Genomic DNA, 26,799 nt, shown 5'->3' on the forward strand with positions numbered 1-26,799 from the left:
TCATAATTGAGTAAAAACTTGTTAATTCGCACAACTTACTCCAAGACATGAATATACAAGAAAACATCTCTCTAAAAACCAACAATACTTTTGGAATTGACAAAAAAGCCAGATTTTTTGTGGAAGTGAAAGATGAGAAAACCGTTGTCGATGCAATAGCTGCCGCTAAGTCCCTCAAAAAGCCTATTTTTATCTTAGGTGGCGGTAGCAACATCCTCCTAACAAAAGATTTGGATGCATTTGTAATCAAAATCAACATCAAAGGCATTGAGGTAGTAAAAGAAGATGCAGATCACGTTTATGTACAAGTGGGTGCAGGTGAGGTATGGCATGAGTTTGTTCTTGAAGCCATCAAAAATGAGTACGCAGGTGTGGAAAACCTCTCCTTGATCCCTGGAACAGTTGGTGCATCACCGATGCAAAACATCGGTGCATACGGGGTAGAAATCCAGGAAGTGTTCGATACGCTGCGTGCAATAGAAATTGATACTGGGCAAACAGTGGTTTTTGATCACAAAAAATGCGCATTTGGTTATCGGGAAAGTATTTTCAAGCATGAAGCCAATGGAAAATACATCATCACAAGTGTGACTTTCAAACTCAGGAAACAGGCGGTATTCAATACCAGTTATGGTGCCATAGCCACTACCCTTGAATCCATGGGAATTAAGGCATTGAACCTAAAGGCAATTTCTGATGCAGTGATCCATATCAGACAAAGTAAATTACCAGACCCTGCTAAAATAGGGAATGCAGGCAGTTTTTTCAAAAACCCTAGCGTGGATCCCGCTGTGTTCGAGCAACTACAGCAACAATATCCAGATATACCGGGATACCCCGCAGAGGCAGGAATCAAAGTGCCGGCGGCCTGGTTGATTGAAAAGGCAGGCTGGAAAGGCAAAACTTTAGGTGCTATCGGGGTTCATAAAAACCAGCCACTTGTTCTGGTCAATTATGGTGGGGGTGATGGCAGAGCCATTGAAAAACTAAGTCTTGATATTCGAAAGGACATCCATGAAAAATTCGGAATCTTGCTTCAGACAGAGGTGAACATCATTTAGATAAGTGGATCTTCGAATGCAATGGATTTACCGTATTTTTCCACTTCAACCCCAAACTTTCTGAGAAAATCCACTCCTTCATCATTGGGTATGCCTTTGTATTCTGCATAAGAAAAAAGATAGACCACTCTGACTATTCCGATCGAAAATATAATCCTTGCACAGGCTAAGCAGGGCGCGAGCGTAACAAACAACGTGGATCCTTCTACTGATGCATTGTTTTTTACTGCGTAAAGAATGGCGTTTTGTTCCGCATGGATGGCAAGAGAACAGCTTCCTTTGCTATCCCGGCTACATCCATTTTCAGGAAACTCCTCATCACAATTATGGGTTCCTGATGGGGGTCCGTTGTATCCGATGGAAATAATACGGGTCTCTTTGGTCAGCACTGCACCCACATGCTTTTTGATACAATGAGAGCGTTTGGCCAGATTAACGGCCAATTCCATAAAAATATCCTCAAAATCAGGTCTTGACATTTACTTTTTTTTTCAAAAGTAAGTAAACTGAAAAAAATTCAATCAGAATAATTGATTTAATCTTTTTTCAGGTATAATATTTGAAAAAACCGGCTAAGAAAACTTCTTATTTGTACTCCTCGTTCTTAATTTACACAACCCAAATAACTATGCTACCCTTTAAAAATACACTACCTCTGATGTTTCTATTACTTTTTGGGGCCTCTTGTTCCAGCGTGGAGGTATTTACTGAAAAAATGGAAATGCCTCCAGTAAAGGAATACCAAAGTTTTGTACTGATACCAGAATTCAGAAACTTCCAAGCCTATGGATCTGAATTTCATGATGCTTTGCTAAGGGATGAATTGACCCGTAAGCTTGAGGCCAACGGGATGGAGCTAAATAGAGAAAATCCTGAAATGGTTATCAGGTACCATACCCAATTGGAGCCCAAAGAGAAAGAAAGCTATAATTACAACCCCTTTTGGGGAGGTGGGGCGATGTACAACCCGATGTTTTATGATCCGTTTTTTATGAACAGAGCTTGGGATGGGCCTACTCAGACCCGTCAATACGGCTGGGGACAAATTATCCTGGATTTTATCGACCCTCAGGCCAATAAAATGATCATGAGGGCAACTGCGGTTGGAGAAGTCAATTCCGAGAAAGGGAAAACCAAAAAGATCAAAAAATCAGTGGATAAAATTTTGGATAAATTTTATAACCACGTCAGAGACTACCGAACAATGAGTCGTTAATTTTTATTATGGTTAACTTTAATTCAAAAAAATTTAGACTGAGAATAAAAAATGAAACCATTTATTTTTAATTTAAAGCAGTGCTGAAAACCATCTGATGAGATTTGATTGAAACAAAGCAATTTTGCTATTTCAGCTAACCAATGGAATCGAAATCAACACATGCATTGGCCCTTTTTACATTTAAATGAGCATTTGAATGAATGGATACCTCCGAAGAAAATGTAATTGACCAAAAAAACCATGGAAAAAACTTACCGATCATTGACCGAATTTTATCCTTACTATTTGCTGGAACACCAAAACCCTACCTGTAGGAGACTGCATTTTATTGGAACAGGCCTCCTGTTTGTTGTTTTAATTCTTGCCATAGTGTTGCGGCTATATTGGTTATTGATAGGGATTCCTATTATCGGGTATGGATTTGCTTGGGTAGGTCATTTTTTCTTTGAGAAAAACAAGCCCGCCACTTTCAAATATCCTCTTTTTAGCCTTGTTTCTGATTTCAAGCTGTTTTTTGATTTGCTTACTGGCAAAGAAAAATTTAACCCCAATGGCTGATTTTATTTTCAAAAAAATCTCACTAATGAGATTGTTAATCAAAACATATGGGTTATTTTTGTAGCAATATTTATGTGTTTCAATACCATTATTTTGTAGTTTAATGATCAAAATAGTTCTGATTGATGATGATCCTATAAGCACCTTCGTCACCGAGAAGCTTATTTCCAAAAACATCAAAGTCCCCTGTAGAATATTCAAGTTCCAAAGGGCTTCTGATGCTTTGCGTGAAATTTATGCCATCGATCCTAACTATTTATTTTTGGATTTGAACATGCCTGAAATGACTGGTTGGGACTTCTTGGAAGAATTTGAACCGAAAAAAGCCAACCCAGAGGTATATATCCTTAGCAGTTCGGTGGACGAAAGAGACATCAACAAAGCCGGTACCTACAGCGTTGTTAAAAAATACTTATCCAAGCCCCTGATCAAAAAATATATCAAGTCCATCTTTAATTGATTGGATTTTTATGGTTTAACCATTGGTTTTTACATGAATCGACAAACGAAATTCAATTGAATGCGTTATTGATATAGGAATTAAATCTAACCTCATGACTAGAACCAGTTTACCGTTAATCCAAGCATTTCGTAGAACAATCCACAAATTGAAGCATGGGGCAAGCTATCAATGGGGACATATGGGAGCTTGCAACTGTGGTAACTTAGCCCAAGAAATCACCCAACTTACCAAAGGAGAAATCCATCAGTATGCCATGCAAAGGCATGGAGACTGGTATGACCAAATCCTTGAATATTGTCCAGGCAGCGGATACCCCATAGACCTGATGATCAGCAAAATGTTGGAGGCCGGCCTTAGCTTAGAAGACCTGCAGCACTTAGAAAGACTGACTGATCCAAAAATACTCCGGGAAATCCCTAAATCAAGAAGGGATAAAATGGTCAAAAACAATGTAGAAGACGTGATCCTTTATCTTGAAACCTGGCTTCATCTACTGGAAGAGGAGTGGACCAAAATGCAAGATGTATCCATAGATTTTGAGACAAAAGAATTGCAATTGCAATCTTGATTTCATCAATATTGTCTAACAGGATTCACAAACAATAAGAAGCAGCTCTTACCTACGGTTTTGCGATTACTTTGCGCTTTTGCAACCAAACAAAAACCAAATTCAGTACCGAATCATTTAGAAAAGGAGGTTTTTTTCCGGTGCAAAATGGAAACATTTTTTTTTTAGTTTGGTATTTGAAATATTTGGGATATTGTTTTTTTTCTCTTAATTAGGGGTATCAAACACCAGTAAATATTAGCCACTAAACAACACTTTCATGGAAGAGGATTTTGACGACTTTGATGACATTGAAGAGGATGATTTGGATGAATTCGAAGATGAGTTCAAGGATGAAGTTTATGATTTGGATGAAGACAATGAATTCTTGAATGATGATGTTTTGGATTTTGATGAAGACGAAGACCTTCTCGACGATTTGGACGATGATTTTGAGGATTTCGATGATGAGATTGATTGAAATTTGAAACCCTCTCTCAGCAGTATTTCGATGTGTTGTACTGCTGTTTTTCTCAGATTCATTTTGTCCTTAATACCCCTTGTGCTATCTTGCGGCATCATTAATAAAAAGCTAAAACACCAAACCTATGTTGTTACAAATTTTCAGTTCACCTATCGCCTCTGGTGCGCAATTGTTTTTATTGATTGTCTGTATACTCATTGGCTTAGGGGCAGGTCTATCCGCAATGGATTTTAGAAAAGAGGTCTTCAAAGACAATCCCAAAGACGAAAAATAATCATTGAAAATTTGATAGATTAAAGAAAGAAGGAGCTTGACGCTCCTTTTTTTTTCACCCAAACCAATGAAGTTGTATTTTGCTTAATTTCGGTATAGCAATTACAGGAGATTTTGCATCCAAAACCAGTTTTATTTTTCGCTCAAATTTTTTGATCAAATCACGATATTGACCAGACAAAATCGTTGAATAAGTCCCATTTTATTTAAATAAGGAATTCTTTGGTCTTCAGGCAAGCGTCAATACAAATTAATTGGCTACCATCACTGAGTGACAACTAAGGTTGCAAGGTATAATTGGAATTTAATGCACATTCCCCATCAATTTCCGGATCGGTTTATTCAATAACAACAATAAAACTGCCGCACCTGAAACCGTCATCACAATCATTAGGTATTGATCAGGCATAGCAGCCAGCTTTTCTTCAGTACCTCCACTCGCTTCCCCTGCAATAAGGCCTGCCAGAAGATTGCCGAGAGATATTGAGAGAAACCAAATCCCCATCATTTGACCTGCAAATTTTTTCGGAGCCAACTTAGTAACTAAACTCAATCCTACGGGACTCAAACAAAGTTCTCCAAAAGTATGTAAGAGGTAAGTGAAGAGTAGCCATGTCGGTGCGGCCAAATCACCTGATGCAGCTATTTTTGCAGCAAAATACATGACCAAAAATCCCATACCCAATAAAACCAAGCCGAAGGTGAATTTAAGGGGACTGCTGGGTTCCAGATGTCTCCGGCCTAGCCAAACCCACATGGCACCAAAGATCGGCGCAAAAATAATGATAAACATGCTGTTGATCGACTGGAAATAGCCCGCCGGAATCTCCCAACCTAAAAGCGTCCTATCGGTAAATCTTTCTGCGAAAAGGTTTAGAGAAGAGCCTGCCTGTTCAAAACCTGACCAGAACATGGCTGAAAACAAAAACAGGATCGCAATAACCCCTACTTTTTTTCTTTCATCTGGTGTTAGCCCCCCGAAAATAATTACATAACCCATGTACAGAAAAGCGACAACGGCAATTATTTTGCCGGATGCACTTGCAATAGCTGAAACATCGACAGTTACCTGACCTGAAAAGAACAATCCCAAAATCAAAATAAACACGAACCCTATTCCAAATAGCACTTTAATCAACTGCTTTCGCTTTATTTTTTCTTCTGGAGTCACGGCCAAAACCGGTTCCCCGTATCCATCCAAACTTGCACTGCTTAACTTGTATTGTATCAGCCCAATGACCATCCCTAAGCCCGCCAAGCCAAAACCAAGGTGCCAATCATAAATTGCCAAGGTGCTGCAGGCCAAAGGGGCGATAAAAGCACCTAAATTAATCCCCATGTAAAAAATGGAAAATCCAGCATCTCTTTTAGAACTTCCTACAGGATAAAGCTGCCCGACGATAGAACTGATGTTGGGTTTCAAAAGTCCTGTACCCAACACAATAAGAATCAGTCCCAAAAAAAAGGAATTGGTATCCAATGCAGATAGGGAATCAGTATTTTGATGCCCCCCAAACAACCAAGATTGAATGCCAGGTAAGGCCATGGTAAAGTGTCCCAAAGCAATGATGATTCCACCGTACCAAACGGATTTCTTTAAGCCAAAAATGCGGTCTGCAAACCATCCACCCGGTAAAGCCAGCAAATAAACCCCCATGGTGTAAAGCCCATAAATCGCTCCTGATGTTCTATCATCAAAACCAAGACCACCTCGGACGATTTCGGTTGTCATAAAAAGAATGAGCAGTGCCCTCATGCCGTAAAAACTGAACCGCTCCCACATTTCGGTGAAAAAGAGGGTCATTAGGCCTCTAGGGTGGCCGAACAAGGTAGGTCCTTCAAATTCATCTGGGGCAGCATGCTTGCCTTTAAACTTATCTTCTTTTTCCATTTTGGCTTGGTGAAATAAATTAGGAACGTAACATAAATACAATGATAAGAGAAATTTTCAAATGATGCTAAGCGGTTTCACCAATAATAGGTAACCCTTTCAAGTTTGGGTTTAAACGCAATAGGCATGGTTTTCAAACTCGGTTTACTATTAAGATCAACTTGATCAAGTTACTGAATAGTACCCACGAAAACGTTTGAAAAGTGAATATTTTACTGATTTATGCATTACAGTAATTTATTTTTCCTTTATCTTTGGGGAGAATTTAAACCCAAAATATTTTCAACTTTTAACCCTTACACTATGCAGGATATTGCATTCAACTCAGCAACAGATGTATTGGCTTCTATGGGACTGGAAAAGGTCAAGACTGCCTTTTGGAACTTGACACCAGCCGAATTGGTCGAGTATGCACTTCAAAATGGAGAAGGTAGCCTAACAGACACTGGCGCATTGATGGCAGATACCGGTAAATTTACCGGACGTTCGCCCAAAGACCGGTTTATTGTCAAAGATGAAAAAACCGCGGATACCGTATGGTGGGGAGACATCAATATCCCCTTTGATGAAGAAAATTTCGACAGGCTGCATGAGAAAATGTTGTATTTTCTTGCAGACCGAGAAATCTATATCAGGGATGCCTATGCGGGTGCAGACCCCAACTATCGGCTCAACCTGAGGATTGTCAATACTTTCGCATGGCATAACTTATTCTGCCACAATCTTTTTTTAAGACCCAAAAAAGAGGAATTGGAGGAATTTGAACCAAATTTCACGATCATTTGTGCACCAGGTTTTGAAGCTGATCCTGCTTTGGATGGAACCCGGCAAAAAAACTTTGCCATTCTCAACATGACCAAAAGGATTATTTTGATTGGAGGAACTGCCTATGCTGGGGAAATGAAAAAGGGAATATTTTCTGTTTTAAATTACCTGCTTCCACATGAACATGGCGTACTTTCTATGCACTGTTCAGCCAATGTAGGTGAAAAAGGAGACACCGCCATCTTTTTTGGGCTTTCAGGTACTGGAAAGACGACGCTGTCCGCTGATCCTAAAAGAGGCCTTATCGGAGATGATGAGCATGGATGGAATGAGAACAAAGTTTTCAATTTTGAAGGGGGCTGCTATGCCAAAGTCATTGACTTGACCAAAGAAAAGGAACCGGATATCTGGGATGCCATCCGTTTTGGGGCCATCGTGGAAAATACCCGTTTTCACAAACACAGCAGGACGGTGGATTATACCAATAAATCGGTAACTGAAAATACCCGTACTGCCTATCCGATCCATCACATTGCCAATGCCATAGAGCCATCATTGGCCGATATTCCCAAAAACATCTTCTTTTTGACCGCAGATGCTTTTGGCGTGATTCCACCTATTTCCAAATTGAATAAAAGCCAGGCCATGTATCACTTTATTTCCGGCTATACGGCTAAAGTAGCAGGGACCGAGGTAGGTATCATCGAACCACAAACCACCTTTTCCGCCTGCTTTGGCGCGGCCTTCCTTCCGCTGCATCCCACCAAATACGCCACGCTTTTCGGAGAAAAAATCGAAAAACATCAAGTCAACGTATGGCTGATCAATACAGGCTGGACAGGAGGACCTTATGGAATTGGATCAAGGATGAAATTAAAGTATACCCGTGCCATGATCACCGCTGCACTGGAAGGGCACCTGGATGAGGTGGAGTATTTCACCCATCAGGTATTTAGGGTTAAGATACCACTTACCTGCCCTGAAGTGCCTGCTGAGGTATTGCGTCCCCGAGAAACATGGGCAGACAAAACGGCTTATGATGCCAAAGCAAATGATTTGGCCAAGGCATTTATCAGGAATTTTGAGAAATACCGTGATTTTGCAACCAGCGATATTTTGGCCGGTGCACCTCAAGTTCATGAATAACCAAACTAAACTGAATATAGACCCGGAAAGGATGCCTAAGGCATCCTTTTTTTTGTTTGTGGTTGATTACTTTTACTTTCTACGGCACCTACTGAAAAAAAGAGTTTTGCCTAAATGGGTCAAATTTTTTACCTTCCTGATAACCATTACAATAGCTGACCATGAAAAACATTGCTGCTTCTCTACTCGTGCTGGTTTTGATTACCTCTGCAAAAGCACAAACATTAAAGATTTTGATGATAGGAGCACATCCTGATGATTGTGAGATCAAGGGAGGTGGAACGGCAGCCATTTTTGTATCTATGGGACACGAAGTGAAATTCATTTCGGTCACCAACGGGGATGCAGGCCACATGGAAGAAGGCGGAGGGATGTTGGCCAAGCGCAGGTATGAGGAAACCCAAGAAGTGGCCAAAAGACTCGGGATTACCTATGAGGTACTGGACAACCATGATGGTGAATTACTGCCTACCCTACCCATTAGGCTTGATATCATCAGGCTGATCCGAGATTGGGAAGCTGATGTGGTCATATCTCACAGAAGCAACGACTACCATCCAGACCATAGGTATACGGCTATTTTGGTCCAGGATGCGGCATTTATGGTGGGTGTACCCAATATTGCATCAGATACCCCTCCTCTCCGTAAAAATCCGGTATTTCTTTATTACCAGGACTATTTCCAAAAACCCTATCCCTTTCAACCAGATATCGCCGTGGACATCAGCTCTGTCATTGATCAGAAAATCCACGCTCTAGACGCACACCGATCCCAGTTTTACGAATGGCTACCATGGATCGGAGGATATGCCGAAGAGGTCCCCGAAGGCGAAGAAGAACGCAAAAAATGGTTGGCCTCAAAAAGATCAGGCACTATCGCACCAGAAGCCCAAAAGGCATTGGAAAAATGGTACGGTAAAGATAAAGCCTCCACAGCCCAACATACGGAACTTTTCGAAATCTGTGAATATGGTACCCAACCAGATCAAAATGAAATTAAAAGACTATTTCCGATGCTGGGAAATTAGCCAATTCATTTTTTATGGTAATGCCTGCTGATTTTAGATTACCTCTCTTGGAATATGAAGATATTTTCCAACGCTTATGCGCCACCTTTGAAAATGATTTTGATCGATTCAGTGGCTGTCAGAATTCCTAAAATCAATTTTTACCTAATTATAGAATAAATCCCAGCACACGTCATTTTTGTGCGACTCATCGATTTGACCTTTAAGTGGGGAAATCATTAAACGATCGGCAATACAAGAACAATTTCTTCTCCTTTTCCGTGGCGGCATTAATGGTTTATTTGTTAAATTTGGAAAAAAAAGCCAATGACTACAGGAGAAATCCATACCCAAAAAGGCGTGATGAAAGTTGAGTTTTATGACAACGACGCGCCCCTTGCAGTTGCAAATTTTGTAAAATTATCTAAATCAGGGTTTTATGATGGACTTACTTTCCATCGGGTCATACCCAATTTTGTCATACAAGGAGGCTGTCCCAAAGGTACTGGGGCAGGTGGTCCAGGTTACACCATCAAATGCGAATTGGATGGGGAAAATCAATACCATGAACGAGGAGTACTTTCCATGGCCCACGCCGGTAAAAATACTGGGGGCTCTCAGTTTTTTATTTGTCATAGCAGAGATAACACTAGTCATTTAGACAGGAAGCACACTTGTTTTGGTAAAGTAACAGAAGGTTTGGAAATCATTGATCAAATAAGACAAGGTGATAAGATTGATAAAATCACCATCAACAAAACGGAAGCATAAAAAATAAGCTGATCCCTACTATAGGATCAGCTTATTTTTTCTAAATTGATTGATGATTGGCCAAAGGAAACTTTTCAGTACTTAACTATTTCGGATTTCTAATAATCAACTTTAATACTTAAATCGATGAAAAAAATAATAACGGTAGGAAGTTTGATCCTATTCATCTTTCTGATTGGCTTTTTCTTCTGGAGATTTTATTTTGTATTCGGTGAAGGCGTAAAAGCCGGGGAATTAAATTATTTTGAAAAGAAAGGCTACATGTTTAAAACCTGGGAAGGAAGACTGGTACAGGAAGGATTTCAGAGTCCCAACCCGGGCAGCCTACAAAGCAACGAATTCCGGTTTAGTGTAGCGGATGATGAAGTAGCCAGCCAATTGGATCGGGCAAGCGGGAAGTTTGTGGAGCTTCGTTACAAGGAATACCTCAGTCCAATCCCATGGAGAGGAGCAAGTAACTTTGTGGTGACAGAGGTATTGCAAGTCGGGGATAGCCGTCGTGGTCCATCTGAAAGGCATCCTATCGAGTGATTCCCTACAAATATGCGGCGAACATCTTAGGTGTTTTTTTAAAATCACCTATCTATTATTCTATTCAAGTGATTTTTTTTGATAAAGCAAATAGCCGTAATGAAAAAACAGGCCCCATTGTCTGTCTTTTGGGCTGTACATGTTGATACTCAATCCAAGGGGACCCACGGTGGAATCTACCACATAGGTAAGTGCTGTTACCCAATTGATTGGATTAAAAGAGGTTTCTAATGTGGAAGTCTGAAGAGAAGTAGCACGATATTGCCTTACCGGAGCCATTGCGTACACTTCCGCCCTTACATGTTGTTTGCCAAAAGTCCTGAATACCTGCTTGACCCCCAAAGCAGCATAACCCACTGCCCTTAAATCCGGGATAAACAAGGCAGGGCTATCCTGTAGCGGCTCAAAAGCCATGGAATTGATGACACCTGCCTGGTAGGAAGAAAAATTTCCCTGTGTGGAATAATATCCCTGTCCAAAAGCTCCTAAACTGTACCAATCCGTCACTTTATAATATCGGTCAAAAGTCCCATTGAAAGTCCAAAAAGCGTGGTTTTTGGTTAAAAAATTGCCCTGTTCCAAAGTACTTCCTGGTTGCAGCTGTTCCTGTCCCAACACCAGCCTCATCTTAAAAAAAGAAGCAGAACCTTGGGTAGGGTATTGTTTTTTATCCAGATTGAATTTATCCAAATCCATCCCGAAGACACCCCCTTTAAATTGCATTCGATCCAAGGTATCGGCGGCACTGAAGGTGGAAGTGTGACTGAACCTATCCGAATTGTTGAAGTGATCCGCTGTGATTTGCATCATGGTTGTTTTGCCGGTGGACCAGCCCAATGCCGCCCCTACTTTCCTGTCGATCCTTTGAACAATAGAAGTGGTTTCACCGGACAGGATCAAATCCCTTCCTGTGAGATAATCCCATCGATTAAAGGTAAAGCTAGGCCTGAAATAAAGGTTGAAGGCTGGATTAAGGTCAAACCTTGAACTCATTTGAAAGGCATTGTAAAATCTCCCAATGGCACCATTGATACTGAAGGATTGGGCAGCTTTACCAAATCGAAAGTAATTCATCCCCAAATAAGCAAAAGTGGAATTTCTACTGCTGATGTTCCCTCCCAACTCTGCGGTAAAAAGATTATCAACAGTTCCGGTCATCTTGAACAAAAATTCATCCGTCTCCTCATCATAAACCACAGAAGGGATCAAACTTTGGAAATGTTTGGTTCCCACCAATTGAAAATATCCTATTTCAATGTCCCTTAAGGTATACCTCTCATTTTCAGTATTGAAAAACTTGGTGATATACGCGCTCTTTTTTGGAGAAAGGTTGTCAAAGGTAATTTCACTGATGATCAGCTCTTCAGATCGATGTTGAAAGGGTTTTCGTTTTATTTCCAGTTGATCCTTATTCGTTCTGTGAGCGATTTTTGATTCAATTTCATCCAAATTTCTTAATGTAGCCTCATAACCAAGCTCAATCAGCCGGTTGGCATCTTTAAAATCGAACGCCGTAAAACCCTCAAGATCTGGCTGAATAAAAATGTCTTTATCAGTGAGTTTGGTGCTATCGGTTTTGTCTAAAAACATAAAAACAAAGCTTTCCCCCAGCACATCCTGATCTTTATCAAAGGGGTATTCAAGGTATTTATTTACAGACACATTGACCCCAATGACCCGGTCCACCCCAAGTTCCTCCCGGGCAACTTCCACCGGGAAATTGTTGTAAAGACCTCCATCAAACAGATACATGTCATTGTTCCTAATGGGGCGGTAGAAAAAAGGAACGGTCATGGTGGACCGAACCGCCCTGCCCAAACTACCTGATTTTAGGCTGATGGCTTTTTGGGTGAATACATCGGCTGCCACTACTCTCAAAGGAACCATCAGGCTGTCAAAATTCCCTTTGCTTATACCAGAAGCCGTGGCAAGGAGTTCTTCCATGACAAAATTCAAAGCCCGGTCGCTGGCCAAGGGATTGTCGATTCTGATATCAAAAGGCCACTCCACATCAAAGTTGAGCTGCAGAATATCCGGCTTTTTCCTGCTTCTTTCCAGCCTTTCAAAAAAAGCGTCAGACAGTTTTCCGTCTACCCAATTCTGAAAATCACTGGACAGGATGATTTCTTCCATTTCACTGGGACTATAGCCGGCAGCATACATGGCCCCTATCAACCCACCCATACTTGTACCTGTCACGGCATCTATGGGAATCCCGTTTTCCTCCAAAGCCTTTAATACACCAACATGAGCAATACCTTTTGCACCTCCCCCGCTAAGGACCAAACCGATCCTTTCTTGAGCGTTGACTAGCATAGGGATGATAAGGAAAAACAAAAGGCAGAGGTATTTGAACATGTGGGTTTGCGCGAAAAAATAAGGTCGGAGTAATCTGGGCAAAATTAAGGGATTTCAGTAAGCTTTACATGAATTGAACGAACTTAAAAATTGAAAAATATTTCTCCTTGCAAAAAAACGTAAATGGAGTTTGACTGTTCAGTCTATCTATATTTTAGGTTAAAACAAAAAATCTTGATTTAAGACTGAAATCAAATTTAACCCGAAGTTTGCAGCCTCTTTAAAGTATTCTCAACATCTACCCAAACAATGCCCCTGCAATTGTGGCTGTCATCATACAAGCTAACGTAGCAGCCAATAAGGCCTGCATGCCCAGCTTTGATAGATTGCCTTGCTGATTGGGAGCAATGCTTCCAATGCCACCCACCTGTATGGCGATGGAACTGAAATTGGAAAATCCGCATAGGGCATAAGTGGCAATGACAATCGATTTGGGGCTTAGCTGATTGGCTTCCTTCATTTCGGCCAGTCCTAAATAAGCCACAAATTCATTGATGACGGTCTTTTGACCAAGAAGTGAACCCACCTTCAGGGTATCTCCCCATTCCACACCAATTACCCAGGCAAAAACCCGGAAAACCTGACCTAATATGTATTCCATAGAAAATCCAGTAAATTCTCCTCCGGTAGTTGAGGCCACCAAGGCATTTAAACCCGTGTATTCACCGATAAGACCTGATAAGATGTAGTTCAAAGCGGCAATGACCGCTATAAAGGCCAGGAGCATCCCCCCCACATTTAGCGCCAGTTTGAGCCCTTCAGATGCACCAATGGACATGGCGTCGATAAGGTTTACCCCTAGATTTTCTTCATTGACCTGCAGTTCGGCGTTTAGGTTTTCTTTGTTGACCTCCGGTACGATGATTTTGGACATGACGATGGCGGCTGGCGCGTTCATGATACTCGCTCCCAGAAGGTAAGCTGCAAAGCGGGTCTGTTCTTCCAAGCTGTCCCCGCCCAAAAAGGCCACATATCCAGCCAAAACCCCTCCCGCAATGGTGGCCATGCCCCCTGTCATCAGGCACATGAGCTCCGACTTTGTCATATTGGGGATAAAAGGCCTAACCAAAAGGGGGGCTTCTGTTTGTCCCAAAAAGATGTTTCCGGCTGCTGATAGACTCTCCGGCCCTGAAAGCCTCATGGTCTTGGACATCACCCATGCAATGCCGTAGACTACTTTTTGCAAGACACCCAGATAATAGAGGCCGGCTGAGACTGTGGAAAAGAAGATAATGGTAGGAAGTACTTTGAATGCAAAAATGAATCCGAAAGAGTCAGAGGCCAAATCTCCGAAAATAAACATGGCACCAGCTTCCGAAAAACTAAGGAACTTAACGAAGGCCTTGCTGACCGTAGCGAAAATGGAGGCCACAAAAGCAACTTTGGTGATCAAAAAACCAAAAACAGCCTGTAGGCAAACCCCTATCCCGACCAATCTCCAATCTACGTTCTTTTTATTGGCGGAAAAAAGCAAAGCCACCCCAAGCAAGACAAAGATACCCAGCAAACCTCTTATGTAATCCATTCAGTCATAGATTATATGGATCAAAATACGATTTCATTTAAATCTAAGGTATGCATTTGGGTAAATAAAGCTTTAAGAATAAATAGCAAAAGCCTGAGGTATTTCAGGCTTTCGTTGCATATCAATTTCTTTTGTTGATTTCGTCCCGGATTTTGGCAGCTCTTTCGTAATCTTCATTTTTGATGGCTTTGTCCAGCATCTGATTGAGTTTGTCCAGGCTGAAATCCTTTAAAGAACTTTCCGATTTTGCTTTGGCCGTAGAATAGGCTTTGGGTTTTGAGGTCATTTTTTCCTTGGATTCACCCTCTTCAGTAAACTCTATCCCTGCCTCTGACATCACCTTGGTAGCGCAATAAATGGGAGCGTCAAAACGCACCGCTATGGCAATGGCATCAGATGGCCTGCTGTCAATTTCGATCTTTTTCCCAGTACTTTGACACACGATTTTGGCGTAGAAAACCCCTTCCCTCATGTCAGAAATCAAAATATAGTCTATGGTGAATTCAAAACTGGTGGAGAAGGATTTGAATAAATCGTGCGTCATTGGTCGGTTGGGAATGATTTTCTCAATCTCAATGGCGATGGCTTGCGCCTCAAACATCCCGATCACAATGGGCAGTCTCCTTCGACCTTCCACCTCCCCCATCACCAGGGTAAAGGAACCTGATTGGGAATGGTTGGACGATAAACCCAAAATTTCTAATTCAACAGTATTGTCCACGAAAATTTATTTATTGGCTTTGATAGCTTCGGTTAGTTTTGGAACCACCTCAAAAGCATCACCTACAATCCCATAATCCGCAGCCTTGAAGAAAGGCGCTTCGGGATCCTTGTTGATGACTACAATGTATTTAGATCCATTTACACCTGCAAGATGTTGAATCGCCCCTGAAATTCCAACTGCAACATACAAAGAAGGTGCAACTTTTACGCCTGTTTGGCCGACATGCTCATGATGCGGTCTCCATCCTATGTCAGAAACCGGTTTGGAACAGCCTGTGGCCGCTCCGAGTTCTTTGGCAAGGTCCTCAATCATGTCCCAGTTTTCAGGACCCTTCATGCCTCTGCCGCCCGAGACCACGATGTCTGCTTCCGGCAACAAAACCTCACCGGTGGCTTGGTCTGTTGAGGTGATTTTGGCTGCAAAATCCTTATCCTCCAAATTGGCCTCAAATTTTTCCACCGTTGCTTCACCTCCATCCGTTTTGAGATTTATCGCATTCTTTTTGACTGCTAGGATTTTGTTATCCGAGGTAATGCTGGTTTCTGCAAATGCCTTTCCGGTGTATATGCTTCTTTTTACCGTGTAGCCTCCTTCGGTTTCAGGAAGCTCCACCACATTGGATACCAAACCTGCTTTCAACTGTACCGCCAATCTAGCGGCTACGGCATCTCCTAGTGAAGATTTGGCCAATACAAGGGTATTTGCTCCCACTTTTTGGAAAACCTGTCCCACCGCATTGGCATGGGCCTGAATAATTCCTACTGACAGCTTTTCGTCAGCTACATGATACACCTTTGCCGCTCCCGCTGAACCGGCTTTAACCAGCTCTTCAAAAGAAATATTGCCCAAAGCTACGGCCACTACCTCACCGCCCACTTTCGAAGACAAAGCATGGGCATAAGATACCGCCTCCAGTGAGGACTTTTTAACTGCTCCTTCGGTGTGTTCAAGATATACTAATATCGACATCGTAATTTGTTTTTTAGTTAAATTTGGGATTATAAAATTTTGGCTTCATTTTTCAGAAGCCTTACCAATTCTTCCACATTGTCCTTATCTATCAATTGGACTGCCCCTTTCGCTGGTGGAAGTTGGAAGGCATTGACTTGGGAGAAGGTTTCATCGGAGATGGTTTCCACCACATCCAGAGGCTTTGTTCTTGCAGACATGATGCCCCTCATATTGGGAATCTTCCACTCTGCTATCGGTTCCTGGCATCCGGCTATAAAAGGAAGATCTACTTCTATGTATTCTTTACCGCCTTCAATCTCTCTGGCCATTTTTGCAGATTGCCCCTCAATATCCAGTTTCATCACCGGAGAGATAGAAGGCATTCCAAGCAACTCCCCTACCATGCCATGTACCATACCGCCATTAAAATCAATGGATTCCCTACCCATCAAAATCAAATCATAAGCACCTTCTTTGGCATAATGGGCTATTTGTAGTGCCACAAAATAAGCGTCTTTTGGAAAGGCATTGACACGGATGGCTTTGTCAGCACCTATGGCCAAGGCTTTTCTTAATGTTGGTTCAGTTTCAGCTTCCCCTACGTTCAAAACCGTAAGTTCCCCTCCAGTCTGATCGCGCAACTCCACCGCCCTAGCCAAAGCATAGTCATCATAAGGGCCTATGATGAACTGCACCCCGGTCTTGTCAAATTTGGTATTGTTGTCCGTAAATTGAATTTTGGAGGTAGTATCCGGAACGTGGGTAATGCAAACAAGTATTTTCATATGGTTAGGTTATTTTTCTTAAATTTCCGTGAATTTAACACATACCTACTGAATTAAAAAACCATTCCATGAGCAATTTGTCCCGTATTGACCAACTGCTTGCCTTTGTCAAAGAGGAGCCTGAAAACCCCTTCAACCTCTATGCCCTTGCTTTGGAATACCTTAGTACCAAACCGGAGGAAGCAGACAGGTATTTTACGAAACTATTGAAGTTACATAAAGGTTATCTTCCTACCTATTTCCATGCTGCCGCTTTTTATACCGACCAAGGGGAATTGGCCAAAGCAAAGTCAATTTATGAGGAAGGTTTACAACTGGCCCAAATGCAAGGCAATGGACATGCGCTCAAGGAATTGAAAAATGCTTTTCAGAATTTTTGTTTTGAATTTGATGTATGATTTTAAATTCCAAGTGTATCTTGGGGTGAAATGATGGTACCAAAAAACGCTTTAAGTTTCTGTTTCAGCGCTAGAGTGCTGATGTTGGCGGGAATTTTTTTCTTTTGTTTCCAAATCGAATCCTTTGCCCAAGGAAAAGATATCGAAGGGGAGATCACTTTGGCGGAATCTGCATGGGGAAATTTTCTCCGGGCAAAGGCCATTCCACTTAAACAAACCGAGGACTTTCAGCAAATTCTGGATGCCGCTGGAGACAAAAAGCTGGTCTTACTGGGTGAAGCCACTCATGGGACGTCTGAATTTTATACATTCAGAAGCGAGCTGAGTAAAAAACTGATCACAGAAAAAGGGTTTTCCTTTGTGGCGGTGGAAGGAAACTGGGTGGAAATCTACAAACTAAATGCTTACGTACAGGGAAAAACCGGATCAGGAAGTTCTGCTGCTGCGCTTTTGGGAAATTTTGATTATTGGCCCACATGGATGTGGGCCAACGTGGAAATGACCCAATTTATAGAATGGCTCCGTAAACACAACCAAGACGTTGCGCCAGATAAAAGGGTCGGGATATATGGCATGGATTTATACAACATGTGGCCGGCAAAATCTGCCATCATTGATTTTGCCTCGGTTTACATGTCAGAAAGCTATACACAGATCAAAAACCAACTGGGATGTTTTGACGATTTCAAAAACAGTGAGACCCGCTATGCCAGCGAAGTCAACCGAGGAGCCGCATCCTGTGAAATACAGACCAAAACCGTGTGGCAACTGATTCGGGCCAGGCAAGCCCAACTTTCACTGAAAGCCCCTGAAAGTTATTTTTATGCTATGGGGAGCACCCGGGTTCTTTATAATGCCGAGCAATATTTTAGAGAAAACGTGACCAATAAGGTGGGGGCTTGGAATATCCGGGTAGGTCATATGGAGGAAACCATTTTGAGTTTATTGGATCACCATGGCGAAGAAGCCAAGGGAGTGGTGTGGGCACATAACACCCACGTGGGGGATGCTTCCGCTGTGGAAATGGAAGATCCGGGATTGCGCAGTCTCGGGGAACTGACTAGGGCAACATTGGGTCAGGACAATGTCTATTTGGTGGGTATGTCTATGCAGGAAGGTCAAGTCATGGCAGGTAAAAAATGGGGTAAAGAAGGCAGGGTCCTCGACGTACCCAAAGGCCTGCAGGACAGTCTTGAAGATGTTTTTTCGGCGGTGGATCACCCGGTTTATTACCTGCTTTTCGAGGAATCGGACCGCTCTTCCGATTTTGCCCAATCTGCCTTAGCCCACCGTGCCATAGGCGTGGTCTATCAGCCTCGACGAGACGATCGATATTATCAGAATACGCTACCGATCCACCGTTACGATGCCATGGTGTTTTTCAAAACCACCAAAGCACTTAATCCCATTTGATTTTTTTAATTAAAAATACTTTGGGATTTATAGAATGGATTCCTTACGAAAGGTATTAACTTCCAAACAGATATTTTTCCAAAAAGTCATTTCTAAACTTACCTGAGGGATCATAAGTGGCCACTAAATTTTTAAAATCTTCCCATTTAGGATAACTGGCCTTGAGCTTTTCGGGACTTATCGTAAAGAGTTTGCCCCAATGCGGCCTCACCCCAAAGGGTTCAAGCTCCTTCTCGATCATAGGCAACAGGCCTTGGACCGCCTCCACTTCCTGCTTCCAGGTAAAATGAATGGCAATGGAATCCTGTCGGTAACAGGGGCTCATCCAGAGTTCATCTCCTTTGATGGAGCGGATTTCGGAAATGAATAGGTGGGGACCGATCTTAGCGCTTAGCTTTTTTACCGCGCGGATGGCCTCCACGGCATGGTGGTGGGGAACAAAATATTCAGACTGCAATTCCTTCCCACTGCTGGGCGTAAAACCCATCCGGAAATGAGGCAATCGGTCAAACCAAGGGCCCGGCACACCCATTTGTTCACTGCAATTTTCTGCGGATAGGTCCGCAATGGGATGTAAATTCCGTGTCGCGGCCTTACCTCCAAAAAACGCTGACATTCCAGCAAAGTCCTTTCCTCCTTTTGCCAGGGTTTTGATCCAAACCTCGTTGACTTGGTCACTTTGCAAGTCCGTGAACAGACTGACACTGTAAGCCGCGCCCATTATGGCATCGAAATTTGGATAAAGCTGTTCAAATGGCAGGTGTTCAAAAACAAATTGCTTGACCTGAAAACTTGGTTTTAGATCCAAGGTAATCTCTGTGACTACGCCCAAGGCTCCCAAACTTACCACCGCTCCATAAAAAGCTTCATCTTTGGAGCGGCTCAATCGAACCAATTCTCCATCAGCAGTGACCATTTCCAGCTCAGAAACGGCAGTGGCAAGGTTTCCGTTTTCCATCCCTGACCCATGCGTGGCGGTGATGCACCCTCCTACTACAGAAATATGGGGCAGGGAAGCCAGGTTGGCCAAAGCAAAACCCCTTTCCTCCAGGTAGGGAGCTAGTGTACCATACTTTATTCCCCCTTCCACCCTAACCGTTTTGGCTTGTTTGTCCAGATTTAAGACTTTGTCCCGGTTCTGCATGGCCAGAAGAAAATGCTGGCTGTCAGCAATGGTATTGAAACAATGTCGGGTACCCAATGCTTTGAGCTTAGGTTGTTTCCTGATGATTTTTTGGATTTCAGCCAATTGCTCGGGGTAGCTTACTTTATCCGTCCCGTACACCAGGTTTCCCGCCCAGTTACTCAATTTTTCCATTTTGATCAAATCTTTGGCTTGTACGAAGATAGGACTTGCCAGCAGTAGGGAGAACAATTTCAAAAATGTATTTCTTTCCATGCCTTTAGAGGTCGTGCATCAATTTACACTTAAATCAATCAAAATAAAATTGGGCATCCTGTTGAAACCTCAAAAAATCTAAATGCTGAATTGAAAGCCTAATTTTGGCATATGATATTGGCATGGCGGGCAATGACCTGCCACTTACCCTCCTGATATTTCCAGATGTTGGTGTACCTTCTGAGCACGGTTCTCCCAGCAGATGGAGCTTCACCTGTGGGGACGACCGTTTCCAATCCCATAACGATCACCAAATCACCTATTTCTTTGATGGCCTCTATGTCACGGGTAAAGGATTCATAGTGGATGATGCCCCCCCGCATTCGCTCAAACACAGCAGATTTCCCTTGGATCACCTGATAACCTGGGTTGTTGACCATAAAATCAGTCGCCCAGATTTTATCCAACGTCTCCATATCTTGGCCAAGTACTGCTAAACTTTCTTCCAATTCCAATTCTCGGATTTGTTGGGTAATTTCATTTTCTTGAATAATCTCCTGGGCAAACATGGAGGTAGACCACATCAAACCCACCAAAGTCAAAAATAGGCTGTTTCTCATTTTAGTGCTCTTTTAAGAAGCTAACATAATGGGCCAGTAATCTAAAATTACTTGGATACTCAAGTAGTAAAAAAAGCAACGGGCCTTAAATTTCAACTTTTCAAGACCATCAAAAAAGATAATTAAAGGTAAAACCAATTCGGTCCATTTCCAATACACCCTTTTATAATGACCTGTCTTTTAAACAATTATAAACAGAATAATTTCCCTGTTTTTCTTCGGTAAAAATTCAAAAAAGTTTAATTTTAAGCGTCTGTTTTAGCTTGAGTGCCAAATCCAATTGTCTTTAGCGTATGCTTTTCAATCACAAAAAGTATAGGTTCTATTTTTTGGTTTGATGTAAATAATTTTTCCCGAATTCAGAAACATGAAATCCATTCCTGTCCATAAGGAGAATGAAAACACTGACCGGCTAATCCGATATATTGTTGAACATACCCATCATGAATTCGGAGAGCAGTATTTCCTGTCCTTTGTAAAACATTTGGCAGAAGCGCTACAGGTTAAAGGTGCTTGGGTCACTGAACTCCGGGAAAAAGAAATGCGGTTGAGGTCTTTGGCTTTTTGGTTTGATGATCATCATGTGGAGCACTATGAGTATGATCTGATCAATACTCCCTGTGAAATGGTCATCAACCAACAAGAATGTTTTTTGGTAGAAGACAAGGTTATAGAACTTTTTCCGGATGACCCGGATCTCAAACCATTGAATGCGGTCAGTTATATGGGTTACCCACTGTTTGATTCTTCAGGCAAAGTGATCGGCCATGTAGCCATCTTACATGATGAACCGCTCTATCCTTCCACTGAGCAAGAGGCCATCTTCAACCTTTTTGTTCAACGGGCCAATGCAGAATTTATAAGACTCAAAACCTCCCAGCAGCTGGAGGAAAAAAAGCAGAAACTTTCTTCTCTGATCAACAGTGTGCACGATGCCATCTTGGAAACAGATGATACAGGATTCATTACTCTGGTCAATCCGGCTGCTGAAAAACTTACTGGCTTTAAACTTCAAGCACTTGAGGGAAGTTTGATTTTCAGTCTATTTGAAAAGGAGAGTGGGGATTACTTAAGGAAAACCTTAAAAAATATTCGTGACGAAGCAAAAGCCTTTCCAAATTTAAAAGACCGGAAAGAACTTTACTGTATCCATGCCAAAGGGGATACCATTCCTGTAGAGGCTTCATTGTGTCAATACAAAGTTCATGACAAACAATACATGACCCTGATCCTACGGGATTTGAAAGCGCTGAAAATGGCAGAGCAGCGGATTGAGATCATGGAGGAAAAATATGCCTTTAATGGTGCTCCGAGAAGGTCAGGAATCATCGGAGATTCACCGGTCATGTTAAGGCTGATGGAAGAAGTAGAGCAGGTTGCTGAAACAGACAGCACCATCCTTTTGCTGGGTGAATCGGGTACAGGGAAAGAGGTCTTTGCCAAATACATCCATCAACTGAGCAAAAGATGGGAAAAACCACTGATCAAGGTCAATTGTGCAGCTATCCCGCTCAATCTGATAGAAAGTGAATTTTTTGGGCATGAAAAAGGTGCATTTACTGGAGCTGTTTCCCGCAGAGACGGACGATTCACACTGGCTGATGGAGGCGCTCTTTTTCTGGATGAAGTGGGTGAATTGCCCCTGGAAATGCAACCCAAACTGCTGAGGGTACTGCAAGAGGGAGAATTTGAAACCGTAGGTGGGCAACGGACCCTCAAGGTCAATGTAAGGATCATTGCAGCCACCAATAGAAATCTGGAAGAAATGGTGAAAAAGGGCACTTTCAGAGAAGACCTTTATTACCGTCTTAATGTCATTCCCCTGACCTTGCCCTTGCTCAAGGAAAGAGGCGGAGACATTCTTTTGTTAGCGGATCATTTTATCAGACAGTTCAGCAGGGAAACCGGGAAACCCATCCTGCCTATGGATGAGGAACAGATAAACCAACTTTTGAAATACCCCTGGCCAGGCAACATCAGGGAGTTGGCCCATGTCATAGAAAGGGCAGTGATCCTTTCCAAAGGAGGAAAACTGGATTTGTTGCGCTTTTTGCCCTTTGATAATACACAAATAGCTACTTCCCAAACCGACCCATTGGATCTCATCCATCTCAAGGTCATGTCCATGGCGGCATTGACCCAACTTGAAAAAACCAATATCCTCAAGGCTTTGGAACTCACCAAGTGGAAAATTGCAGGACCACAGGGAGCTGCTGCCCTCTTGGGAATTCCTCCCACCACACTCAATTCCAAAATCAAAGCTTTTCAACTCAAAAAAACTCACGAATAATCGTGAGTTTATTGGCGAAATTTCGCCATTCACGAATTTCCATTACTTGTAAAACCCTCATAACTGGCTTCAAAGGCTGTTTTTCGGCTTTGGCATGTAAGTAGCCTTAGGACTGGCATGTTCAACAAAAAAACAACAAAATGAAAAACTTATCTAAAACCCAATGGACGCCCAAAGTGGTAACGGCATTGCTATTGGCAGCGATCCTGTTCAATCTAGGGATTGCTAGAAATGATTATTTCAATACAGACAACCTAAACCCCAAAATCAAAATGGAAACAACAGAAAAGAAAAAGAAAAAAGCCAATGAAACCGCCAAGATCAACGGTTTTGCATTAGGAGACATTGTAGGCACAGTAGAAGCCATTCAGGCCAATCCGGACATTGCCAAATTTCAGTTCCGTGTTCAGAACAAATGGATCAATGGTGGCCACAACCGCAGCTGGATCAAAGACTTTTATGGAGGAGGACAAGAAGATGATTCCAGAAAAAGACCTTTTGTCTATGACAATTCTGAGCCTCCGATTTTACTTGGCAACAATGAAGGAGCCAACCCTGTAGAATACATCTTACATGGTCTGGCTGGCTGTATGACCACCACACTGGCCTTGCATGCCGCAGCAAATGAGATTTACCTGGAAAGTGTGGAATCTAAATTGGAAGGAGATTTGGATGTACAGGGATTCCTGGGTCTCAATGATCAAATCAGGAACGGTTATCAAAATATCCGCATAACCTTTCAAATCAAAGGAGATCTTTCTGAAGATGATAAGGAAAAACTAGCTTCATTTGTGAAAAAATCTCCTGTTTTTGACATCGTGACCAATCAGGTTCCTGTACAGGTAGATTTGCAATATAAAAATTTGCAACACGCACTTGATGGCATTAAAGGCACATTACTCCATGACTTCGGGTAATGTGCTTTTGTATGGGTAAAAATCCATCACAGTATTAAGTCCCCAATTAAGAAAGTAAAAGATCGATTTGATATTGAAAAATTATTAGAAAAAATGTTTTTGTAGAATCATTATAGAAGTAATTGACTTTTGTGGTTTTTGGGTATCTTTATCTAATCCACCAAAAGCCTATCAAGAATACCTATGGCCATTTCCACCGAAAACATCCTATTGATCGGTTCCATACTGATCTTTATTTCGTTGTTGGCGGGAAAAACTTCATTCAAATTTGGCGTTCCAACATTGATTTTTTTCTTGGGGATAGGCATGCTGGCCGGTTCAGAAGGAATCGGCAAGATCTATTTTGATGACCCCCAAAAAGCCCAGTTTATTGGTATAGTAGCCTTGAACTTTATCCTTTTTTCCGGTGGACTGGATACCAATTGGCAGGCCATCAGACCTGTGCTTTGGCAAGGACTTTCCCTGTCCACACTGGGTGTTTTTCTGACTGCCGCCTCTGTAGGAGTTTTTGTCCATCTTGTCACCGATTTCTGTTTGTATGAAGGGTTGTTGTTGGGGGCCATCGTTTCTTCCACCGACGCAGCAGCTGTTTTTTCAATCCTAAGGTCTAAAAACATTGCACTCAAAAACCAGCTGAGGCCCATGCTGGAGCTGGAAAGTGGAAGCAATGATCCCATGGCATATTTTCTCACCATCGCCTTTATGGGACTGGTTTTGAATCCGCAGTCCAGTGTTTTAAGCATCATTCCGTTGTTCTTACAGCAAATTCTCATCGGAGCTGCCATGGGTTTCCTTTTTGGCTACCTTGGAAAAGTTACGATTAACCGGATCAAATTGGGCTTTGAGGGCTTGTATCCGGTACTTGTCATTTCCCTGATGTTTTTTAATTTTTCTTTTACTGATTTTGTAGGAGGCAATGGGTTTCTTTCGATTTACATCTGTGCGGTTTATTTGGGAAATCAGGATTTTATCCATAAAAAATCGGTTTTACAGGCTTTTGATGGCTTCGCCTGGTTGATGGAAATAGTGCTTTTCCTTACTTTAGGTCTTTTGGTGTTTCCGAGTCAGGTGGTGCCAGTTATGGGTATAGGTTTTGTCATTGCCATATTCCTGATTTTTGTGGCAAGACCTGTAGGGGTCATGTTGGCACTTCTCTTTTCCAAGGCGAGTATCAAAAGCAAAGCCTTTGTCTCATGGGTAGGCTTAAGGGGTGCTGTTCCGATAGTATTTGCCACCTATCCGCTGCTCAACGGGGTAGAAAAATCACAGATGATCTTCAATATGGTCTTCTTTATTTCCCTCACCTCCATTCTCGTCCAGGGTACCAGTCTATCCAAAATGGCCTCTTGGCTCAATCTCACACTTCCTCAAGACCTAAAACCCAAGCGGCCCAATGAAATCCTGCTATCCGATGAGGCCAAAGAAAAAATGATGGAAATCGAAGTAGACCCCAAAGGTGAGGCGGTAGGCAAAAAAATAGTAGAATTGGGGTTTCCTCCCTCCACGATCATTGGCTTGATCAAAAGAGATGGCAAATACCTTACTCCCAATGGCGCCACCATTCTCCTTGCCAATGATTTACTGATGATCCTGACCGATCAGGAAGATGGACTGGCCAAAGTACAAGAAATCCTAAGCCGCCCTAACATGGATCTGGGCAAGGATGCTCCCTTACACCAATGAAAAAAAATGGCGCTGACCCTATGGATCTTTTTTTACCCAGTGAAAGAAATTTAACCGCAGCCTAAGCCGGGGGGCTTTTATCTCTAAGATAACTTGACTAACTTGTAGGATAGTGAAACAAAACCAATACTAACCAAAATTAAATTGTTATGATCAGAAAAGCGAAAGCGGTATGGAAAGGCAGTGGCAAAACAGGAAAAGGCCATTTGACCACCGACAGCCATGTTTTAGAGCAAACTCCTTATGCTTTTAATACCCGTTTTGAAAATGAAAAAGGCACCAATCCCGAAGAATTGATTGCCGCAGCCCATTCCGGTTGCTTTGCCATGAAGTTGAGTTTTAACCTGAGTGGCGCAGGCTTTGAGCCCGAAGAGCTGCAGGTAGAAGGACAGGTATCTTTTGAAGATGGGAGTGTGACCAAATCCCACCTAGTGCTCAAAGCCAAAGTGGAAGGCATTGACGAAGACAAATTCGCCGAACTGGTCAAAGATGCTGAAGAAAACTGTCCCATTTCCAAATTGTTGGATACCAAAATTTCAGTGGAATACACCTTGAATTGAATTTAGGCCACCAACCGCTAACACGCTATCCGATTTCTCCTGTCGGGTAGCGTTTTTTTTTAAGGTAGAGGTGACCTTGTTTATTGTAACGGTTTCGGACTTTGCGTTCTGGCGGGATTAGGAGCACAAAACATTTAATAAGCCCTAATTTAATAGAAGCACAACTTTTCCCGCCATAGCGGGAAAGCTCTAATTTTGCACGTTACCCCGTCTGACGCATAATTCGTGAGGTAGGACTTTTTTATTACCCGCTCTTTTAATTGTCCATTTGTCTCCAATATGTTTTCTTATCGCAACGTATCCAGGCTCCATTTCCTTTAACTCCTTTAAGGTTGGATCTTTGTCCATAATCTCATTTAGTCCAACAACTTTTGCAACGCTCTCAAAGTCCTCAAACTCGTCATCACTGAAAAATTGCCATGTTCCATCTTCAATGTCATGCGTAACATAGGTTATATCCTTGTTGTCTTCAAGTATAAACTTTGTTGTATATACAGCTGTGTCGGTTGAATTTTCCAAT

General features: G+C 42.2%; 26 protein-coding genes and 1 pseudogene. 17 read left to right on the forward strand and 10 right to left on the reverse strand.

Annotated features, from left to right (window positions below):
• Positions 1-41 precede the first annotated feature (41 nt).
• A pseudogene (gene murB / locus H1A14_RS14135) lies at positions 42-1,061 on the forward strand (UDP-N-acetylmuramate dehydrogenase); the annotation flags it as partial.
• Here murB and H1A14_RS14140 read toward each other — a convergent pair.
• Positions 1,058-1,540: a deoxycytidylate deaminase gene (locus H1A14_RS14140; RefSeq protein WP_194776923.1), complete on the reverse strand. Its 483-nt coding sequence runs from the start codon at positions 1,538-1,540 to the stop codon at positions 1,058-1,060. The pseudogene murB and the gene H1A14_RS14140 sit on opposite strands and share 4 nt — an antisense overlap.
• Positions 1,541-1,689: 149 nt before the next feature.
• Here H1A14_RS14140 and H1A14_RS14145 point away from each other — a divergent pair, with 149 nt between their 5' ends.
• The 6 genes from H1A14_RS14145 to H1A14_RS14170 all read left to right on the forward strand — a co-directional run bounded on the left by H1A14_RS14145 (position 1,690) and on the right by H1A14_RS14170 (position 4,606).
• Complete coding sequence (locus H1A14_RS14145) at positions 1,690-2,277, forward strand: DUF4136 domain-containing protein (protein ID WP_194776924.1); 588 nt, start codon at positions 1,690-1,692, stop codon at positions 2,275-2,277.
• Between the two features lie 243 nt (positions 2,278-2,520).
• Positions 2,521-2,838, forward strand: a complete 318-nt coding sequence (locus H1A14_RS14150; RefSeq protein ID WP_194776925.1) for a DUF962 domain-containing protein — start codon at positions 2,521-2,523, stop codon at positions 2,836-2,838.
• A 103-nt stretch (positions 2,839-2,941) separates the two neighbouring features.
• Positions 2,942-3,298, forward strand: coding sequence for a response regulator (locus H1A14_RS14155; protein ID WP_194776926.1), 357 nt, complete (start codon positions 2,942-2,944; stop codon positions 3,296-3,298).
• A 94-nt stretch (positions 3,299-3,392) separates the two neighbouring features.
• Positions 3,393-3,869: a hypothetical protein gene (locus tag H1A14_RS14160; protein ID WP_194776927.1), complete on the forward strand. Its 477-nt coding sequence runs from the start codon at positions 3,393-3,395 to the stop codon at positions 3,867-3,869.
• Between the two features lie 259 nt (positions 3,870-4,128).
• On the forward strand, positions 4,129-4,329 hold the full coding sequence (locus tag H1A14_RS14165) for a hypothetical protein (RefSeq protein WP_194776928.1): 201 nt from the start codon (positions 4,129-4,131) through the stop codon (positions 4,327-4,329).
• A 127-nt stretch (positions 4,330-4,456) separates the two neighbouring features.
• Positions 4,457-4,606: a hypothetical protein gene (locus H1A14_RS14170; protein ID WP_194776929.1), complete on the forward strand. Its 150-nt coding sequence runs from the start codon at positions 4,457-4,459 to the stop codon at positions 4,604-4,606.
• Between the two features lie 303 nt (positions 4,607-4,909).
• On the opposite strand, the gene H1A14_RS14175 is transcribed toward H1A14_RS14170, so the two are convergent.
• A complete protein-coding gene (locus H1A14_RS14175; RefSeq protein ID WP_194776930.1) occupies positions 4,910-6,496 on the reverse strand; it encodes a peptide MFS transporter in 1,587 nt (528 codons plus the stop codon).
• Between the two features lie 348 nt (positions 6,497-6,844).
• Here H1A14_RS14175 and pckA point away from each other — a divergent pair, with 348 nt between their 5' ends.
• The 4 genes from pckA to H1A14_RS14195 all read left to right on the forward strand — a co-directional run bounded on the left by pckA (position 6,845) and on the right by H1A14_RS14195 (position 10,716).
• Positions 6,845-8,407 carry a phosphoenolpyruvate carboxykinase (ATP) gene (pckA, locus tag H1A14_RS14180; RefSeq protein ID WP_394355333.1) on the forward strand — a complete coding sequence of 521 codons (1,563 nt, stop codon included), beginning with the start codon at positions 6,845-6,847 and terminating at the stop codon, positions 8,405-8,407.
• Between the two features lie 161 nt (positions 8,408-8,568).
• Complete coding sequence (locus H1A14_RS14185; RefSeq protein WP_194776932.1) at positions 8,569-9,435, forward strand: PIG-L deacetylase family protein; 867 nt, start codon at positions 8,569-8,571, stop codon at positions 9,433-9,435.
• A gap of 306 nt (positions 9,436-9,741) precedes the next feature.
• On the forward strand, positions 9,742-10,185 hold the full coding sequence (locus H1A14_RS14190; RefSeq protein ID WP_194776933.1) for a peptidylprolyl isomerase: 444 nt from the start codon (positions 9,742-9,744) through the stop codon (positions 10,183-10,185).
• A gap of 126 nt (positions 10,186-10,311) precedes the next feature.
• On the forward strand, positions 10,312-10,716 hold the full coding sequence (locus H1A14_RS14195) for a hypothetical protein (protein WP_194776934.1): 405 nt from the start codon (positions 10,312-10,314) through the stop codon (positions 10,714-10,716).
• 60 nt (positions 10,717-10,776) lie between these two features.
• On the opposite strand, the gene H1A14_RS14200 is transcribed toward H1A14_RS14195, so the two are convergent.
• The 5 genes from H1A14_RS14200 to H1A14_RS14220 form a co-directional block, all read right to left on the reverse strand.
• Positions 10,777-13,074, reverse strand: coding sequence for a patatin-like phospholipase family protein (locus H1A14_RS14200; RefSeq protein ID WP_194776935.1), 2,298 nt, complete (start codon positions 13,072-13,074; stop codon positions 10,777-10,779).
• Between the two features lie 238 nt (positions 13,075-13,312).
• The gene (locus tag H1A14_RS14205) at positions 13,313-14,599 is read right to left on the reverse strand and encodes a NupC/NupG family nucleoside CNT transporter (RefSeq protein WP_194776936.1); all 1,287 of its coding nucleotides are present in this window, start codon (positions 14,597-14,599) and stop codon (positions 13,313-13,315) included.
• Positions 14,600-14,720: 121 nt separating this feature from the next.
• Positions 14,721-15,320 (reverse strand): bifunctional nuclease family protein, encoded by a 600-nt coding sequence (locus H1A14_RS14210; RefSeq protein ID WP_194776937.1) that lies wholly within the window; start codon positions 15,318-15,320, stop codon positions 14,721-14,723.
• 6 nt (positions 15,321-15,326) lie between these two features.
• On the reverse strand, positions 15,327-16,292 hold the full coding sequence (locus H1A14_RS14215; RefSeq protein ID WP_194776938.1) for an electron transfer flavoprotein subunit alpha/FixB family protein: 966 nt from the start codon (positions 16,290-16,292) through the stop codon (positions 15,327-15,329).
• 29 nt (positions 16,293-16,321) lie between these two features.
• Positions 16,322-17,059 (reverse strand): electron transfer flavoprotein subunit beta/FixA family protein, encoded by a 738-nt coding sequence (locus H1A14_RS14220; protein WP_194776939.1) that lies wholly within the window; start codon positions 17,057-17,059, stop codon positions 16,322-16,324.
• A 68-nt stretch (positions 17,060-17,127) separates the two neighbouring features.
• Here H1A14_RS14220 and H1A14_RS14225 point away from each other — a divergent pair, with 68 nt between their 5' ends.
• Both H1A14_RS14225 and H1A14_RS14230 read left to right on the forward strand, forming a co-directional pair.
• Positions 17,128-17,457, forward strand: a complete 330-nt coding sequence (locus tag H1A14_RS14225; RefSeq protein WP_194776940.1) for a tetratricopeptide repeat protein — start codon at positions 17,128-17,130, stop codon at positions 17,455-17,457.
• 30 nt (positions 17,458-17,487) lie between these two features.
• On the forward strand, positions 17,488-18,870 hold the full coding sequence (locus tag H1A14_RS14230; RefSeq protein ID WP_194776941.1) for an erythromycin esterase family protein: 1,383 nt from the start codon (positions 17,488-17,490) through the stop codon (positions 18,868-18,870).
• A 55-nt stretch (positions 18,871-18,925) separates the two neighbouring features.
• Here the strand turns inward: H1A14_RS14230 and H1A14_RS14235 are convergent, their stop codons facing one another.
• Together H1A14_RS14235 and H1A14_RS14240 are read right to left on the reverse strand one after the other, a co-directional pair.
• Positions 18,926-20,269 (reverse strand): D-arabinono-1,4-lactone oxidase, encoded by a 1,344-nt coding sequence (locus H1A14_RS14235; RefSeq protein ID WP_194776942.1) that lies wholly within the window; start codon positions 20,267-20,269, stop codon positions 18,926-18,928.
• Positions 20,270-20,367: 98 nt separating this feature from the next.
• Positions 20,368-20,829, reverse strand: coding sequence for a nuclear transport factor 2 family protein (locus tag H1A14_RS14240; protein WP_194776943.1), 462 nt, complete (start codon positions 20,827-20,829; stop codon positions 20,368-20,370).
• Between the two features lie 367 nt (positions 20,830-21,196).
• On the opposite strand from H1A14_RS14240, the gene H1A14_RS14245 reads away from it, so the two are divergent.
• The 4 genes from H1A14_RS14245 (at position 21,197) to H1A14_RS14260 (ending at position 26,279) form a co-directional block, all read left to right on the forward strand.
• Positions 21,197-23,119 carry a sigma-54 interaction domain-containing protein gene (locus H1A14_RS14245; RefSeq protein ID WP_194776944.1) on the forward strand — a complete coding sequence of 641 codons (1,923 nt, stop codon included), beginning with the start codon at positions 21,197-21,199 and terminating at the stop codon, positions 23,117-23,119.
• 140 nt (positions 23,120-23,259) lie between these two features.
• Complete coding sequence (locus H1A14_RS14250; RefSeq protein ID WP_228527789.1) at positions 23,260-24,036, forward strand: OsmC family protein; 777 nt, start codon at positions 23,260-23,262, stop codon at positions 24,034-24,036.
• A 183-nt stretch (positions 24,037-24,219) separates the two neighbouring features.
• Positions 24,220-25,719, forward strand: a complete 1,500-nt coding sequence (locus tag H1A14_RS14255; protein WP_194776945.1) for a potassium/proton antiporter — start codon at positions 24,220-24,222, stop codon at positions 25,717-25,719.
• A gap of 149 nt (positions 25,720-25,868) precedes the next feature.
• On the forward strand, positions 25,869-26,279 hold the full coding sequence (locus H1A14_RS14260) for an OsmC family protein (RefSeq protein ID WP_194776946.1): 411 nt from the start codon (positions 25,869-25,871) through the stop codon (positions 26,277-26,279).
• 189 nt (positions 26,280-26,468) lie between these two features.
• Here H1A14_RS14260 and H1A14_RS14265 read toward each other — a convergent pair whose 3' ends face one another.
• Positions 26,469-26,798 (reverse strand): hypothetical protein, encoded by a 330-nt coding sequence (locus H1A14_RS14265; RefSeq protein ID WP_194776947.1) that lies wholly within the window; start codon positions 26,796-26,798, stop codon positions 26,469-26,471.
• Position 26,799 lies beyond the last annotated feature (1 nt).

The sequence above is a fragment of the Pararhodonellum marinum genome, from assembly GCF_015354735.1.
Classification (GTDB): Bacteria; Bacteroidota; Bacteroidia; order Cytophagales; family Cyclobacteriaceae; genus Pararhodonellum; species Pararhodonellum marinum.